Annotated in this window: 17 protein-coding genes and 3 pseudogenes; 9 read left to right on the forward strand and 11 right to left on the reverse strand. The window is 69.2% G+C overall.

What is annotated here, in order from left to right:
* Nucleotides 1–299: 299 nt before the first annotated feature.
* Nucleotides 300–473 (forward strand): annotated as a pseudogene (locus N0B31_RS22570) (universal stress protein); the annotation flags it as partial.
* A 17-nt stretch (nucleotides 474–490) separates the two neighbouring features.
* Nucleotides 491–727, forward strand: coding sequence for a universal stress protein (locus tag N0B31_RS00005; protein WP_260593705.1), 237 nt, complete (start codon nucleotides 491–493; stop codon nucleotides 725–727).
* Nucleotides 728–770: 43 nt separating this feature from the next.
* Here the strand turns inward: N0B31_RS00005 and N0B31_RS00010 are convergent.
* Nucleotides 771–1,164 (reverse strand): annotated as a pseudogene (locus N0B31_RS00010) (helix-turn-helix domain-containing protein).
* 413 nt (nucleotides 1,165–1,577) lie between these two features.
* On the opposite strand from N0B31_RS00010, the gene N0B31_RS00015 reads away from it, so the two are divergent.
* Nucleotides 1,578–1,727 carry a DUF7512 family protein gene (locus tag N0B31_RS00015; RefSeq protein ID WP_260593635.1) on the forward strand — a complete coding sequence of 50 codons (150 nt, stop codon included), beginning with the start codon at nucleotides 1,578–1,580 and terminating at the stop codon, nucleotides 1,725–1,727.
* A 2-nt stretch (nucleotides 1,728–1,729) separates the two neighbouring features.
* Nucleotides 1,730–2,761 (forward strand): sulfite exporter TauE/SafE family protein, encoded by a 1,032-nt coding sequence (locus N0B31_RS00020; RefSeq protein ID WP_260593636.1) that lies wholly within the window; start codon nucleotides 1,730–1,732, stop codon nucleotides 2,759–2,761.
* A 300-nt stretch (nucleotides 2,762–3,061) separates the two neighbouring features.
* On the opposite strand, the gene N0B31_RS00025 is transcribed toward N0B31_RS00020, so the two are convergent.
* From N0B31_RS00025 to N0B31_RS00070, 9 genes and pseudogenes are all read right to left on the reverse strand, one after another.
* Nucleotides 3,062–3,271 carry a hypothetical protein gene (locus tag N0B31_RS00025; protein ID WP_260593706.1) on the reverse strand — a complete coding sequence of 70 codons (210 nt, stop codon included), beginning with the start codon at nucleotides 3,269–3,271 and terminating at the stop codon, nucleotides 3,062–3,064.
* A gap of 619 nt (nucleotides 3,272–3,890) precedes the next feature.
* On the reverse strand, nucleotides 3,891–4,667 hold the full coding sequence (locus tag N0B31_RS00030) for a universal stress protein (RefSeq protein WP_260593707.1): 777 nt from the start codon (nucleotides 4,665–4,667) through the stop codon (nucleotides 3,891–3,893).
* 174 nt (nucleotides 4,668–4,841) lie between these two features.
* Nucleotides 4,842–5,303, reverse strand: coding sequence for a helical membrane plugin domain-containing protein (locus N0B31_RS00035; protein ID WP_260593708.1), 462 nt, complete (start codon nucleotides 5,301–5,303; stop codon nucleotides 4,842–4,844).
* Nucleotide 5,304: 1 nt separating this feature from the next.
* Nucleotides 5,305–6,450 (reverse strand): NAD(P)/FAD-dependent oxidoreductase, encoded by a 1,146-nt coding sequence (locus N0B31_RS00040; protein WP_260593709.1) that lies wholly within the window; start codon nucleotides 6,448–6,450, stop codon nucleotides 5,305–5,307.
* Nucleotides 6,447–6,683 carry a sulfurtransferase TusA family protein gene (locus N0B31_RS00045; protein ID WP_260593640.1) on the reverse strand — a complete coding sequence of 79 codons (237 nt, stop codon included), beginning with the start codon at nucleotides 6,681–6,683 and terminating at the stop codon, nucleotides 6,447–6,449. The genes N0B31_RS00040 and N0B31_RS00045 overlap by 4 nt, the downstream gene beginning before the upstream one ends.
* A gap of 117 nt (nucleotides 6,684–6,800) precedes the next feature.
* Nucleotides 6,801–8,034: pseudogene (locus tag N0B31_RS22575) on the reverse strand (M20 family metallopeptidase).
* A 66-nt stretch (nucleotides 8,035–8,100) separates the two neighbouring features.
* Nucleotides 8,101–8,556: a DUF6691 family protein gene (locus tag N0B31_RS00060; protein ID WP_260593711.1), complete on the reverse strand. Its 456-nt coding sequence runs from the start codon at nucleotides 8,554–8,556 to the stop codon at nucleotides 8,101–8,103.
* Complete coding sequence (locus tag N0B31_RS00065; protein ID WP_260593642.1) at nucleotides 8,553–9,026, reverse strand: YeeE/YedE family protein; 474 nt, start codon at nucleotides 9,024–9,026, stop codon at nucleotides 8,553–8,555. The genes N0B31_RS00060 and N0B31_RS00065 overlap by 4 nt, the downstream gene beginning before the upstream one ends.
* Before the next feature lie 6 nt (nucleotides 9,027–9,032).
* A complete protein-coding gene (locus tag N0B31_RS00070; protein WP_260593712.1) occupies nucleotides 9,033–10,232 on the reverse strand; it encodes an MBL fold metallo-hydrolase in 1,200 nt (399 codons plus the stop codon).
* A 311-nt stretch (nucleotides 10,233–10,543) separates the two neighbouring features.
* Here N0B31_RS00070 and N0B31_RS00075 point away from each other — a divergent pair, with 311 nt between their 5' ends.
* From N0B31_RS00075 to N0B31_RS00095, 5 genes are all read left to right on the forward strand, one after another.
* Complete coding sequence (locus N0B31_RS00075) at nucleotides 10,544–10,798, forward strand: sulfurtransferase TusA family protein (RefSeq protein WP_260593643.1); 255 nt, start codon at nucleotides 10,544–10,546, stop codon at nucleotides 10,796–10,798.
* Between the two features lies 1 nt (nucleotide 10,799).
* Nucleotides 10,800–11,384 carry a DsrE/DsrF/DrsH-like family protein gene (locus N0B31_RS00080; protein ID WP_260593644.1) on the forward strand — a complete coding sequence of 195 codons (585 nt, stop codon included), beginning with the start codon at nucleotides 10,800–10,802 and terminating at the stop codon, nucleotides 11,382–11,384.
* 131 nt (nucleotides 11,385–11,515) lie between these two features.
* Nucleotides 11,516–11,950, forward strand: coding sequence for a CBS domain-containing protein (locus N0B31_RS00085; RefSeq protein ID WP_260593645.1), 435 nt, complete (start codon nucleotides 11,516–11,518; stop codon nucleotides 11,948–11,950).
* On the forward strand, nucleotides 11,947–12,381 hold the full coding sequence (locus N0B31_RS00090) for a DUF2267 domain-containing protein (RefSeq protein ID WP_260593646.1): 435 nt from the start codon (nucleotides 11,947–11,949) through the stop codon (nucleotides 12,379–12,381). Before N0B31_RS00085 ends, N0B31_RS00090 begins: the two co-directional genes overlap by 4 nt.
* 56 nt (nucleotides 12,382–12,437) lie before the next feature.
* Nucleotides 12,438–13,064, forward strand: coding sequence for a phosphoribosyltransferase (locus N0B31_RS00095; RefSeq protein WP_260644029.1), 627 nt, complete (start codon nucleotides 12,438–12,440; stop codon nucleotides 13,062–13,064).
* Between the two features lie 41 nt (nucleotides 13,065–13,105).
* Here the strand turns inward: N0B31_RS00095 and N0B31_RS00100 are convergent, their stop codons facing one another.
* Complete coding sequence (locus N0B31_RS00100) at nucleotides 13,106–13,408, reverse strand: Hsp20/alpha crystallin family protein (RefSeq protein WP_260593713.1); 303 nt, start codon at nucleotides 13,406–13,408, stop codon at nucleotides 13,106–13,108.
* Between the last annotated feature and the right edge of the window lie 38 nt (nucleotides 13,409–13,446).

Genomic DNA, 13,446 nt, shown 5'->3' on the forward strand with positions numbered 1-13,446 from the left:
CTGGCGGGCGTCGTCGGCATCGTCTTCGTCGGCGTGATGGTCGTCGGTGACGCCGGCAACCCCGCGGTGTTCGGCCCGATCGGGCACGGCGGGGCCGAGCGGATGATCGTCTATCCCGTGATGCTCTGGCTGGTCGCGCTCGGCGGCTACCTCCTCGGTGACGGCGAGATACGCCCTCCGACCAGGGTGTCCGAGACGGCCGACTGAACCGCCGGTCGGCGGTCTCTCTCCGGGGTGTGTGACCCTCCTCGAACCCCGTCTACCGACGAGCCTAAGACTCGGTGTGTGGTACGTTCGCTATGGACACTGTACTGCTCGCGACGGACGGGAGTGAGTACGCGACGCGGGCGGCTCGGCGGGCCATCCGGCTCGCCCGAGCGCGTGACGCCGCGCTCCACGTCCTCTGTGTGGTCGACCGGCGGAGACTGGAGGAGCCGGCGCTCGGCTCCGGTGAACTGGCGACCATCGCGGCCGAGGACCACGGCCACGAGTGTATCGCGATGGTCCGGGAGTTGGCCGACGAGGCCGACGTCACCGTGGAGGGCGGACCTGTCACGGGGTCCCGCCGGACGAGATTCTGGCGTACGCAGACAGGATCGACGCCTCGGTCATCGTCGTCGGCGAACACGGCGAACACGCCGAGCACTTCGGCGGCGTGGGCCGCGCTGTGGCCGACCGGGCGGACCGGGAGGTCGTCGTGGTCTCGGCCGCCGAGAACGAGGCGTGAGGAGGGCTGGCCCCGCCCCGCTGGTCCCACCCAGGCCCGACGACTACGTCCGGAGTTCGGCCGGCGTGGCGTCCTCGTACTTGTCCTCGAACTCGCCGATGAGTTGGCCCATCTTCGCGTACCAGTCGTTGAGCATCCGCTGCATCTCGCTCGACACCTTCTGGGCCTCGGCCGGGTGATAGACGTAGGTACCCCCCTGGTCGTAGTTGACCTGCTCCTTCTCGATGAACCCCGCCTCCAGCAGGCGCTGGACGGCGCGGTACGCGGTCGAACGCTCGCGGTCGACGCCTTCCGCCACCTCGTCGACGGTCAGCGCCGACTCCGCCTCGACGAGCGCCTCGAAGCACTCCTGTCAGCTGTTTGAGTCCGTGGAAACACTCCAGCAGTCCCTCGCACTCCATGTCCCGCTGGAGTTGCTCGGACATCGAATCGGGCATCTGTATCACCTGTAGGTACCGTTCGGACGGGTAAAACGTTTGTGCAGTATCCGTACAATCCACACGGACGTCCCTCGTGGGGCCCGACGGCGCCGAGCCAACGGACGGCGACACCGGTGCTGGGGCCGCGAGCGGTGGTCTCTCGACCGCTCGACCGGTCGCCACCGCGGTCACCCGTCCCCTGCACACCCGCGCCGGCACCACGGCACTGACGGCGACTCGGCGGGCGGCGAACCTGACGGCGACGCGACACCCTCCCGGTCCGTAGTTACCCATAACTTACGAGCAACCACCGGTAACCTACGGGGATATAGTATTGCACCCCGGACCCACAACCGTTATTAGCGGGCACTGTTTACCCCTGACTGCGCAGAAATCCATGAATTGCACAAGACTCTACGAGGTGTCGACCGATGTTCGGGATTGAGAGTGCCTCCGGCCCGGAGGGTGCGGCCCTGATAATCGGGCTGGTACTCGTCGAGGCCCTCATCCTCTACGTCGGCTACGGCGCCCTGGAACGACTGCTCGGTCCGACCCTCACCCGCATCCTGCGGGGTGAGTAGTCGTGGAACTGTTCGGCGTCGCCGTCACACTCCTGCTCACGTTCGCCGGGTTCGGCGTCCTCATCGGGCTCCTCTTCGGCTTCTTCGGGATGGGCGGCTCGTTCCTCGTCACCCCCGCACTGCTGGTGATGGGCTACCAGACGGACGTGGCCGTCGCGTCCGGCCTCGCGTTCGTGTTCGGTACCAGCGTCATCGCCACCCTGAAACACCGTGACCTCGGGCAGGTCGACTACAAGCTCGGGGTGTTGATGATCGCCGGGACCACCGCCGGCATCGAGGTGGGGAAGATGGGCCTCCACTGGCTCCAGGACATCGGGCTCGCCGACACCGTCGTCAGCGTCGCGTACGTGGCGCTGCTGGGCGGCATCGGCGTGTTCATCACCTACACCGCGCTCAAGGGCGACGGCGGCGGTGGGGTGAGCCACGACGCCGACGGCGAGATCGACGCGGACGACATCCCCGACATCGCCAAGAAGATACAGAGCTACCGCGTCCCCCCGATGATGAAACTCCGCGGCGGCGTGCGCGTCTCGCTCTGGATGATCCTCGTCGTCGCGTTCCTGACGGGGCTGCTCTCGGGGTTCCTCGGCGTCGGTGGCGGGTTCATCCGCATGCCCGCGCTGTTCTACCTCATCGGCGTCCCCGTCCCCGTGGCGGTCGGGACCGACCTGTTCGAGATCGTCTTCTCGGGCGGTATCGGGTCGTTCCTCTACGCCATCGACGGTGCGGTCGACCTCGCCATCGTGGCACCCCTGCTGGCCGGTAGTGCCGGCGGTGCCCGCCTCGGCGCGGCCGCCACCAGCCTCGTCGACGAGGACGACATCAAGGTCTACTTCGGCGTGATGCTGCTGCTGGGCGCCATCGCCGTCGCCGTCCGGAAGATCGGCGGCGTCATCGAGATGCCCGTCCTCGACACGGTCGCACTGGCCATCATCATCGGCGCGGCGCTGCTCGTCAGTGGCGCCGTCGTCGTCAGCTCCATCCGCGAACTCCGGACCGAGCGTGCAGACACCACGGTCCAGACCGCGGACTGAACTGGACCTCGCCCTCCGGCGCCGTCGAGATTCTCGGCAGGTGATCGAGACGGCGTGCTGACGGCAGCGGACCTCTCTGCCGAACGGACGACATTCAGCGACACCGACGACGGCGGTCCACGATTCGAGGTCGTTCCACGCCGACAGCTCCACGAACACGGGCGGCGCTCCAGCGACGACGTTCTGGTCCCGTAGCGTCGGGAGCTTCGGCGCCAGGCACGGGAGGTCTCCAGCGTCTCGTCGTCGAACCGAGCTCGAAAGCGAGACGCTCCATCCGGTCGCGACCGACCCGGGTCGGACTCAGATGAGCGTGACGACGAACGTGTACGCGACTGCTCCGGCGAAGAAGGAGCGGAACCGTCCACGTTCGGCCTCGGGGAGTTCCTCCTTGATGACGTTGAGGACGATGCCGCCGGAGACGAACGCGAACAGCCCGGTGACGACGAGGGTCGAGCGAGCGTGGCCAAGCCGACGGCTGCGCCGAGGAGGGTGGCACCCGCGAGCACCCACCGCCCCACCCGGTCGTACTGTGCCCCGAGGTGGCGGCGTATCCCGTGGTCGGTGATGCTGAAGTGCAGTCCCATCGCGACGGTGTACAGCAGGAGGTTGACGACGCCTGGTACCTCCTGGTGGAACAGGAGGTAGCCGATGAGCCCGCTGTAGAGGGCGAACACGGAGATGTACCCCCAGAACACGACCGGCGGTAACTCGGACTGTTCGCCCGTGTTCTGCGCGACGAGGGCCTCCAGCCCGTAGAACACGACGAACCCGGTGAGCGCGACACCGTAGATCGCCTCTTCGGTGAGCGAGCCCTCCGAGACCCGCGGGTCCTCGACCACGAAGTGGGCTATCTCCGGGAGGAGCAGGACGAACACGTACGCGACGGCCGCTCCACCGGCGGCCGACAGCGCCGACCGCCCCGCCCCCGTCTCGCTGTCGACTCCCTCGCCGACGAGGAGGTGGACCGCCGCCAGGCCGACGGCTGACAGGGAGGCCACGAGCGGGAGTGACTCGAACGGCATCGTCGGAGCCGATGTCGCGAGCAGCATCTCTGCGGGGGGGAATCGTCGGTCTAGGAGATAGTAGTTGACACTATACTCAGCCGAGCCCCACGCTGAGTGCCCGCTCGCTACCCGAACTGACGCGGCGGGACGAGCAGGACGTTACAGCTCGCCCGGGCGGTCACCTTCTCCGAGGTGCTCCCCAGCAGGAGCCGTCTGATGCGGCTCCGCCCGCGCGACCCCATGAGGATGGACGTCGGGTCGAACTCGGCCTCGGCGGCCAGGATCTCCTCGACGGCCTCGCCCTCGCGGACGACCGTCCGCGTCTCGATGCCCATCCCCTCGAGGCGGTCGGCCAGTTCGGCCAGCCGCGCCTCGGCGTCCTCGACCACGTCCGGTTCGCTCCGTCGTTCCGGCGGGGTGACGTGCAGGAGGGTCGCCTCCTGCGTCGCCTCCTGCAGGTACCGGAACTGCTCGAACGCCCGCTCGGCGTTCTCCGAGAAGTCCGTGGCGTAGAGCACGCGCTGGAACAGGTGTTCGTTGGCGATCTCGTGCTCGTCCTCCGTCTCGACGATGCGCTGGACGAGCAGCGGCCGGACGGCGGTCCGCGCCACGTCGCGGGCCGTCCCCCCGATGAACCGCTCACGGAGCGGGCTCTTCCCGCGCGACCCGACGATGATGAGGTCCGCGCCGACCTGTTCGGCCAGGCCGTTGATGCGCCGGTGGGGCGTCCCCCGGACGACGTGTGTCTCGACGTCGAACCCCTCCTCCCGAGGAGGTCCGCCTGCCGCTCGAGTCCGCGGCGGGTCTGCCTCCCGACGTCGCTCCCCGGCATCCCGGTGGTGACGTTGGGACTGGTGACGTTGAGCAGGTGCACTTCGGTGATGCCGTACCGGCCCAGACACTCGAGACAGATGCGGGACTCGAGGGCCGTCTCGATGGCGTCGGACAGGTCGGTCGCGAATACGGCTCGCATGCTCGAGTGGTCGTGACCGACGGCTATAGTAGTGTTGGTTGTTCCCAATACTCTGGGGGTAGCCGTGGGCAGCTCGCGGCGCCGATTCGGCGCCGCGGGCCGCTCACTCCGCGTCCGGGTCTGCCGCGCCGATGCCGCGTGCCAGCGCGACGAGGTAGCTCAGCCCGCGCCGGACCTCCGGGTCGTCGCGCGACTTCAGCAACGCCATCGCCGACGCCGACTCGGGGTCGGCTCGCTGGGCGTTCCCGACGCCTTCGAGCAACCGCGCGAGGCCGTCGCGGGTGTCCGGGTCGCCGGCGGTGTCGGCCAGTTCACCGACGTTCGACCCCATCCGGGCGAGCGAGACGACCATCTCGTCGGTCATCGCGTCCTGCCCGAGCGCGACCACGTCCAGCAGTTCGTTGACCGAGTCCAGTCGCTCGACGAACGCCGCGACGGCCTCGGGGTTCTCCTCGATGGCCGCGACGAGACGTTCGTCCGCGAGCGCCTCGGTCGGCTCCGGCGTCTCGGTGGTCTCCTCCGGTCGTTCGGTCTCCATCGCCTCGTTGGTGCTTCCGTCTGTCATCTCAGATCAACCCCCGTGCCGTCAGCCAGTACGACTCGTTGTACGCCAGTTTCGCCCAGTGAAGCGACTTCGACGGCGGCTTCGGCGCCGGCGGGTTGGTGTAGTCGAACTCCACGTAGGAGGCCGAGTCCATCCCCGTCTCGACGAAGCAGACCGTCTTGCCGTCGTAGGTGGCCGTCGCCGGCCGGTCGTGGACGGCGCTCGCGACGCGCTGGGCCACGACGCCGGCCTCGTAGTGCGCGACGCTCCCCGCCTTCGGGACGCCCGTGTTCGCCGTGTCGCCGAGCGCGTAGACGTCCTCGGCGTTCGTCGCCGCCAGCGTCTCCTTGTCGACGTCGACCCAGCCACGGTTGCCGAGTCCCGCCGCCTCGATCACCTCGCTCCCCCGGTGGGGCGGGATGGCGACGAGCAGGTCGTAGTCGAGTTCCGTCCCCTCCATCGTCTCGAGCACCTTCGCATCCGGGTCGACCGTCTCCGGGTTGCAGAACGTCTCGACGTTGATGCCACGCTCCTCCATCAGCGAGTGTGCCCACTCGGCGATGTGGGGGTTCCCGTGGACCCGCTGGATGGGGTAGGTGTAGGTTATCTCCACGTCCTCGCGCAGGCCGCGCTTCCGGAACCAGTCGTCGGCCATGAAGACGAACTCGAGCGGCGCCGCGGGACACATGTGCGGCGACCCGATGACCGAGAGCACGAGGTGCCCCTCGGTGAACGAGAGCAGCTCCTCCTGCAGCGCGAGGGCGCCCTCCTCGCTGTAGAAGTCGTGGCCCCCCTCGACGAGGCCGGGGACCTCCTCGCGGTCGAGTCGCGACCCGGTCGCCAGCACGAGGTGGTCGTACCGGCGCGGGCCGTTCCCGTCGCGGTAGACGAGGCGCTTCTCGTCGGTGTCGATCTCGGTCACCCGGTCCTCGACGAGGTGGACCCGTCGGTCGAGCAGTTCGCGGAGCGGCCGCCGGCCGTCCGACGGCTCGCGGAGCCCGAACGGGACGTAGAGCCACACGGGTTTGTAGACGTGGTCGGGGCCGTCGTTGACGACGGTCACCCGTACCTCGCCCGCGTCGATCTCGGGGCCCAGTCGCTCGGCCAGGTCGTTGGCCAGGACGGCCCCGCCGGTGCCACCGCCCACGACGACGATCTCCTCGGTCATGACTTTCGCACCAGTATCCGGTAGTGGGTCCCCTCGTCGTCGGTGGCCACTACCTCGTTGCCCGACTCGGCGGCCCACTCGGGCACGTCGGTCAGCGACTGTTCCTCGTCGGTCAGGAGCGCGACGACCGCCCCGGTCTCCGCCTCACGGAACGCACCGATGAGTTCCATGAGCGGCCCGGGGCAGGCCGCACCCCGCGCGTCGACTGTCGTATCCGCTTCTGTCGTGGCCATCTTCACATCCGAACATCCGCTCCACGGAGGATAGTATTGCGCGCTAATTCCAAGATACTGGGAACTGAGTCGACCCGTCGGTTCCGGGACGTAAGCGCGGCGACTCACCGTGACGGCTCAGGCCGTCGCCGTCGCCCAGACCGCCGGGAGCCGCGTGTAGACCTCGGCGTTCCCGACGAGTGCGCGGAGCGTGGTGTACTCGTCGACGGCGTGGACGGTGTCGGTGCCCAGCGCGAACTCGACGGTCGGGACGCCGGCCTCGCGGAACTTCTTGGCGTCGCCGCCGCCGGTGGCGCTGCGACGGTAGACGCGACCCTCGGTGACGGCCTCGGCCGTCGAGGCGACGCTCTCGACCAGCGGGCTGTCGAGCGGTTCGTAGGTACCGACGGACCAGCTCGCGTCCTCGATGGCGACGTGCGGGTACTCACGCAGACACTCGCGGATGTCGGCGAGCACCGTCGGCGTCTCGACGCCCGCGTTCAGGCGGACGTCGAGCCGTGCGGTGGCCGCCGCCGGCACCGTGTTGACGCTCTCGCCGCCCTCGATGGTCCCGAGGTTGACCGTCGGGGACGAGAACAGCTCGCGCGCGGCGTCGGCCCCCATCGTCGGCCCGTAGTACGCGACGCTCTCCTCGACGATGGGTGCCATCGCCTCGGGACCAGGGAGGGGACGTGCCGGCAGGCGCTCGCGGATGGCCGAGACGGCCGCCCAGAGCCGGTCGATGGCGTTCGCACCCAGCATCGGCCGCGACCCGTGGGCCGCCTCGCCCTCGGCACGGAGCGTGAGCCAGATGCCCCCGGTCGGCGACGGTGACGGAGTGGTTCCCGCCGCTACAGGTCGTCTCCCCGACGACGCAGGCGTCGGCGTCGACGGCGCCCTGGTCGAGTATCGCCCGGACGCCCGCCGACCCGCCCGTCTCCTCGTCGCTCACGAACGCGAACGTGAGGTCGACGGGCGGGTCGGCGTCGGCCGCGACGAACGTCTCGGCGGTGTGGAGCATCGCGGCCAGCGGCCCCTTCATGTCCGTCGCGCCCCGGCCGTAGACGCGGTCACCGTCGCGTTCGCCGAGCGGGTCGTGTGTCCACTCGGCGGCGTCGAACGGCACCGTATCGAGGTGCCCGTTGTAGAGCAGGGTCCGGTCGGCCTCGCCCGGGACGGTGGCGAGGACGTTCGGCTTGGCCGGGTCGACCGCGACACGGTCGGTGTCGAGGCCGAGGTCGGCGAGGAACGACTCCACGTGGTCGGCGAGCGCGCGCACGTCTCCCGGCGGGTTCTGCGTGTCGACGGCGAGCAGGTCGAGCGCGAGGTCGGCGACCCGTTCGGCCGAGAGTCGGTCGGTGGGTGGCTCCATCGTCGTGGTGTCAGGTGGACCGCGAGAGACGTAGGTCTACGTGTCGGTACCGGCGTGGGCCGGCGATCAGTCGTCGCTCGGGACCGCGTCCGCGTCGGTGCTCCGCTGGCTGCGCCAGATGCCCTGGGCGTACGCGCCGATGAACATCCCGGCGATGGCGTACAGGATGGGCCAGTTGCCCACCCCCAGACTGGCGTAGGCCGCGCCGGGACAGATGCCGGCGAGTCCCCAGCCGACGCCGAAGACGACGCCGCCGACGAGGACGTTCCGGTCGAACGACTTCAGGCGCCGTTCGTAGGGTCGGCCCGTCAGGGGGGCGCCGTCCCGGAGCCGCGGGAGCACCCAGAACCCCAGGCCGGCGACGATAGAGCCGCCGAACATCACGAACAGCAGCCCCAGGTCCTCGAACAGGAGGAAGTCGATGACGACCTCCGGGCGCGCCATGTGGCTGTACCCCAGCCCGAAGCCGAAGATCAGCCCGCCGACGACCACGAGCGGGGCGAACAGGGGGTGGCGCTTCACAGGCCACCTCCGAGCGCGGCGATCACGTTCGCCGTGACGATCGCCACCAGGACGAAGGTCGCGACGCCGATCAGCGAGGTCCGAGAGGCGCTCCCGACCCCGCAGATTCCGTGGCCGGAGGTACACCCCTTGCCGATGCGGGTGCCGACGCCGACGAAGATGCCGCCGACGAACAGCCGCCACGGCTCGACCCCGGTCGTCCAGGCACCGCCCTGGAACAGGACGGCGTAGACGGCCGCCCCGAGGACGATGCTGACGGTGAACAGCACGCGCCAGTCACGCGACGGGCGGTACTGCTGGAACCGCGAGGCGTCCGAGACGTACGAGAGGGTCGACTCGAGGAACGTGCTCGCGCCGGCGGCGATACCGGTGCCGGCGTAGACGACCAGCGTCCCCAGGCCGACCAGCAACCCTCCGACGGCGTAGCGCTCTACCCCGTTTGGGAAGAAGCCGGCGAGTCCTTCGAGCATCGGGGCTTAGTCGCTCGTGAGCGCGTCCTGGCTGGCGGCGCAGTTGTTCGGCCCGAGCTCGAGCGTGAACGCCTCGTCGTCGTCGACGGCCTCCTGACCGAGGTTGGTGGCGATGATCTGCTCGTAGTTCGCCGGGCGCGGGGGCATGTCCGCGAGGACGAGGTCGACGAAGTCGTCCTCGTCCATCGTCAGCGCGTCCATCCGCTCGCGCAGGTCGCCGATGGGCGCGGTGTAGGTGGCGTCGTCGGCCGGGTCGGCGGCGTCGCTGAAGTGCGCCCCGCCGACGAGGACGTCGTCGTCGAGCGTCAGCACGCGCTCCTGCAGGCTCTCGTAGAGCATGCGGGCCGCGTCGGGTGCGCCGTCGTCACCCTCCTCGAGGTCCGGGCGCGCGACGCTCTCGATGAACAGCCCGTCGCCCGTCGCGAGCAGGCTGTCCCCGACGAGGTAGGAGGTCATCCCGGTGGTGTGCCCGGGCGTGAACACCGTCTCGACGGTCGCGTCGCCGACGTCGAACTCGTCGCCGTCGGCCGCCAGCGTCACGTCGTCCGTGTAGGTGACCCCGCGGCCGGCGGCGGCCTCGGGGATGACGCCCTCCACGCCCTCCTCGGCGAGCGCGCGCACGCCGGAGATGTGGTCCGCGTGGATGTGCGTGTCGATGGCGTACGTCAGGTCGACGCCCAGCTCCTCGGCGTCCGCGAGGTAGCGGTCGGTGAACGCCCTGAGCGGGTCGATGATCGCGGCCTCCTCGCCGTCGTAGACGAGGTAGCCGAGACACCCGCTAGAGGGGCGCTGGTACTGCAGGACGGTCCCCGGACCGTCGTACGCCGTGACCTCCTCGGCCTCGTAGATGGAGGCCCAGCCGTTCATCCCGTCCTCGAGGTGGTCGACGTCGTAGCCGCGCTCGACGAGCGTCGCGGCGACGTACTCGCTCGCGCCACCCTTCGCGCAGAGGACGGTGACGTGCTCGTCCTCGGGGATGCGATCGAGGACGTCCTCGGGGATCTCCTCGTCCAGGAACTCGAAGTAGGGGACGTTGATGCTCTCGACGTTCTCGCCGTCGATGCGCCACTCCTCGTAGTCGCTGGCCATCCGCGAGTCGAGGATGGTGACCGGCTCGCCGCCGTCGATACGGGCCTTGAGGTCTTCGGGCGTCGTCGATTCGACAGTCACGTCGGGCATCTCCACGCCCAACTCGTCCGGGTTCATGTGCACGCTCCACTACCGGACGGTTCGACTTAAGCGTTCGGATGGTAGTTCTAACTTTCTGCAATACTGGGGCCACCCATCCTCCGTCGAACGTCGCGTGAGAGCGCGCGAGATGTCACTACGCACCTCCTCCGTTCGGTCACGAGTGCCGATAATAGCGGCTCTGGGGCGCTGAAGCGCCCCGTTCAACCCGTGTCTGGCGTCGACATGCAGCCTCGCACAGGTATTGCGTGTATTGGGCAATAATCGATATCCTTATGTCCGCCAGTCCGTTACGCGGTGATAGCCCCCACCGAGGGGAGACAGCAACAATGAGCACCGAGACACCTACCGAGACGCTCGACGTGAAAGGACAGAACTGCCCGATGCCGGTCGTGAAGACGAAAGGCGCGTTCGACGCGCTCGCGCCGGGCGGGACCCTCGAAGTGGTCGCCACCGACTCCGGCAGTGTGAGCGACATCGCCGGCTGGGCGGAGTCCACCGAGGGCGCCGAACTGCTCGACCAGGAGGAGTCGACGGAGGGCGGCGAGGCCGTCTTCAAGCACTACATCCGCAAGGCCGAGTGAGATGAGCACGGACACCCCGACCCCCGCCGACGGCGCCCCCTCGCCAGAGGAGTTCGAGGCGATGCGCACGCGGATGGAGGAACTGGAGGAGGAGCTCGCGTCGGTCAAGGCCGACGTCTCCGACTCGCCCAAGAAGATGGTCATCGTGGCGACGAAGGGGACGCTCGACATGGCCTACCCGCCACTCATCCTCGCCTCCACCGCGGCCGCGTTCGGCTACGACGTGACCGTGTTCCACACGTTCTGGGGGCTCGAGATACTCCACGAGGAGAACTCGAAGGACCTCCAGCTCAGCGCCGTCGGCAACCCGAACATGCCGATGCCCAACGCCATCGCCGCGCTCCCCGGCATGGACCGCGTCACCACCGGCATGATGCGAAAGCGCATCGCCGAGAACGAGGTGGCCAGCATCGAGGAGCTCATCGAGATGTCGCTCGACCAGGGCGTCGACCTGCAGGCCTGTCAGATGACCATCGAACTGCTGGGCTACGACGAGGACGAGTTCTACGACGGCGTCACCACCGGTGTCGGCGCGGCCAGCGCCTTCCAGGAGATGGTCGAGGCGGACATCCAGTTGCTGGTCTGAACCGCTCGCCGCCGACCGTTCTCCGACGTTCCCCCGTCCGCGACCGTCCGTCACCCGTGAGCTTCCCATCAGATGGGTGACACCACCCCGTTATTTGTCCACACGAGTCGTACGGAGCCGTCGGTGAGAGTATGACCATCGATCGACTCACGCGGAAGGACGTCGTGACAGCCACGGGCGACGTGTCGGCGGCCGACCTCGCCAGGACGATGAAAGAGCGCGACGTCGGTAGCGTCGTCGTCGTCAGTGACGACCGGCCCATCGGAGTCGTCACCGACCGCGACCTCGTGTTGTACGTCATGGCGACCGACCGGGACCCCGAGGAGGCGACGGCGCGCGACCTCATGTCCGAGGACCTGTTCAGCGTCGAGGCCGGCGACGGGGTGTTCGCGGTGATGAGCCGGATGGCCGACGCCGGCGTCCGGCGCGTCCCCGTCACCGAGGCGGGCGAACTCGTGGGCGTCGTCGCCCTCGACGACCTGGTGGTGCTGCTGGCGAACGAACTCGGCAACCTCGCCGCGGTCATCGAGGCGGAGATGCCCCCCGTCACGGAGGTGGAGCCGTGAACTTCGACGAGTTCACCGGGCAACTCCAGCACCGACTGGGGACGCCCGGCACGGGAGAGACGGTGCGCGCGGCGCGTGCGACGCTGTCGACGCTCGGAGCGCGCATCCCCGAGGGCGCGGCCGAGGACCTCGCGGCCTCGCTCCCGATGGAGATCGACTGGTACCTCACCGGGGCGCCCCGCGAACACGGCCAGCGGTTCGACTGGCGCGAGTTCGTCCAGCGGGTCGCCGAGATCGAGGGTGCCGAACCGCAGGACGCGGCCTACCACGCCCAGCTCGTGATGGACCTCGTCGCCGAACTCGTCCCGCCCTCGGACCTCGCGGACCTCCGCGGGATGCTCCCCGAGGCCGAGGACGAGGAGAACTGGCGGAAACTGTTCGCCGTGGTGGACGCCGGTGGCTGGGTCGACTCCAGTGCCAGTGCGCCCTGAGCGGCCGGTCGGTCGGCGCCGTCACACCCACCCCGTCCCGCGACGAGGTGAGCGACGTGTTTAGCGACCGGACCGACGCGGGGCACCGACTCGGCGAGCGCCTCGTCGAACTGGGCGTCGAGACGGACGTCGTGCTCGCGGTGCCACGCGGTGGGCTGCCGGTCGGCCGGGCCGTCGCGGACGCGCTCGGCGCGCCGCTGGACGTCGTCGCCGCGCGGAAACTGGGGGCGCCGGGGAACGCGGAACTGGCCATCGGCGCCGTCGCCGCCGACGGCACCGTCTGGCTGAACGACCCGCTCGTCGCGGAACTGGGTATCGGCGAGGCGTACGTCGAGGACGCCGTCGAGCACGAACGGGGGGTCGCCGAGGGGAAACTCCAGCGCTACCGCGAGGGTCGGCCCCCGCTCGACCTGCAGGGCAGGCAGGTCGTGGTCGTGGACGACGGGGTCGCCACGGGAGCGACGACCATCGCCTGTCTCCGGCAGGTGCGCGAGGCCGGGGCCGCACGGGTCGTCCTCGCGGTCCCGGTCGGGCCGCCGGACACCGTCGCCCGCCTCGGACGGGAGGCCGACGAGGTGGTCTGTCTCGCCACCCCCGAGCGGTTCGGTGCCGTCGGACGGTTCTACGATTCGTTCACGCAGGTCAGCGACGAGGAGGCGATGGGGTACCTCGACCCGGCCTGAACGGTCCAGGTCGGTCGGGGTGGTCCGTCGGCGTCGGACCGCTACTCGATCTCGATCTTCCGTTCGTTCTCCGCCTCGGTGCGCGGGAGTGTCACCGTGAGGACACCGTTGGTCATCTTCGCGGTGACCTTCTCGGGGTCGACCTCGCCGGGGAGTCGGACGGAGCGGTCGACGGACTCGTGTCGTCGCTCGTGTCGGACGAACCGGTCGCGCTCCTCGTCGAACGCCTCCGCGTGGTCGCCGCGGATGCGGAGGGTGTGGTTCGTCACCTTGATGTCGACGTCCTCCCGCTCGAAGCCGGGCATGTCGATGGCGACGACGAACTCGTCGTCGCGCTCTATCATGTCCATCGCGACGGGCTCGTACTCGCGGAGGAAGCCGG

The organism is Salinirubellus salinus (assembly GCF_025231485.1).
Taxonomy (GTDB): domain Archaea; phylum Halobacteriota; class Halobacteria; order Halobacteriales; family Haloarculaceae; genus Salinirubellus; species Salinirubellus salinus.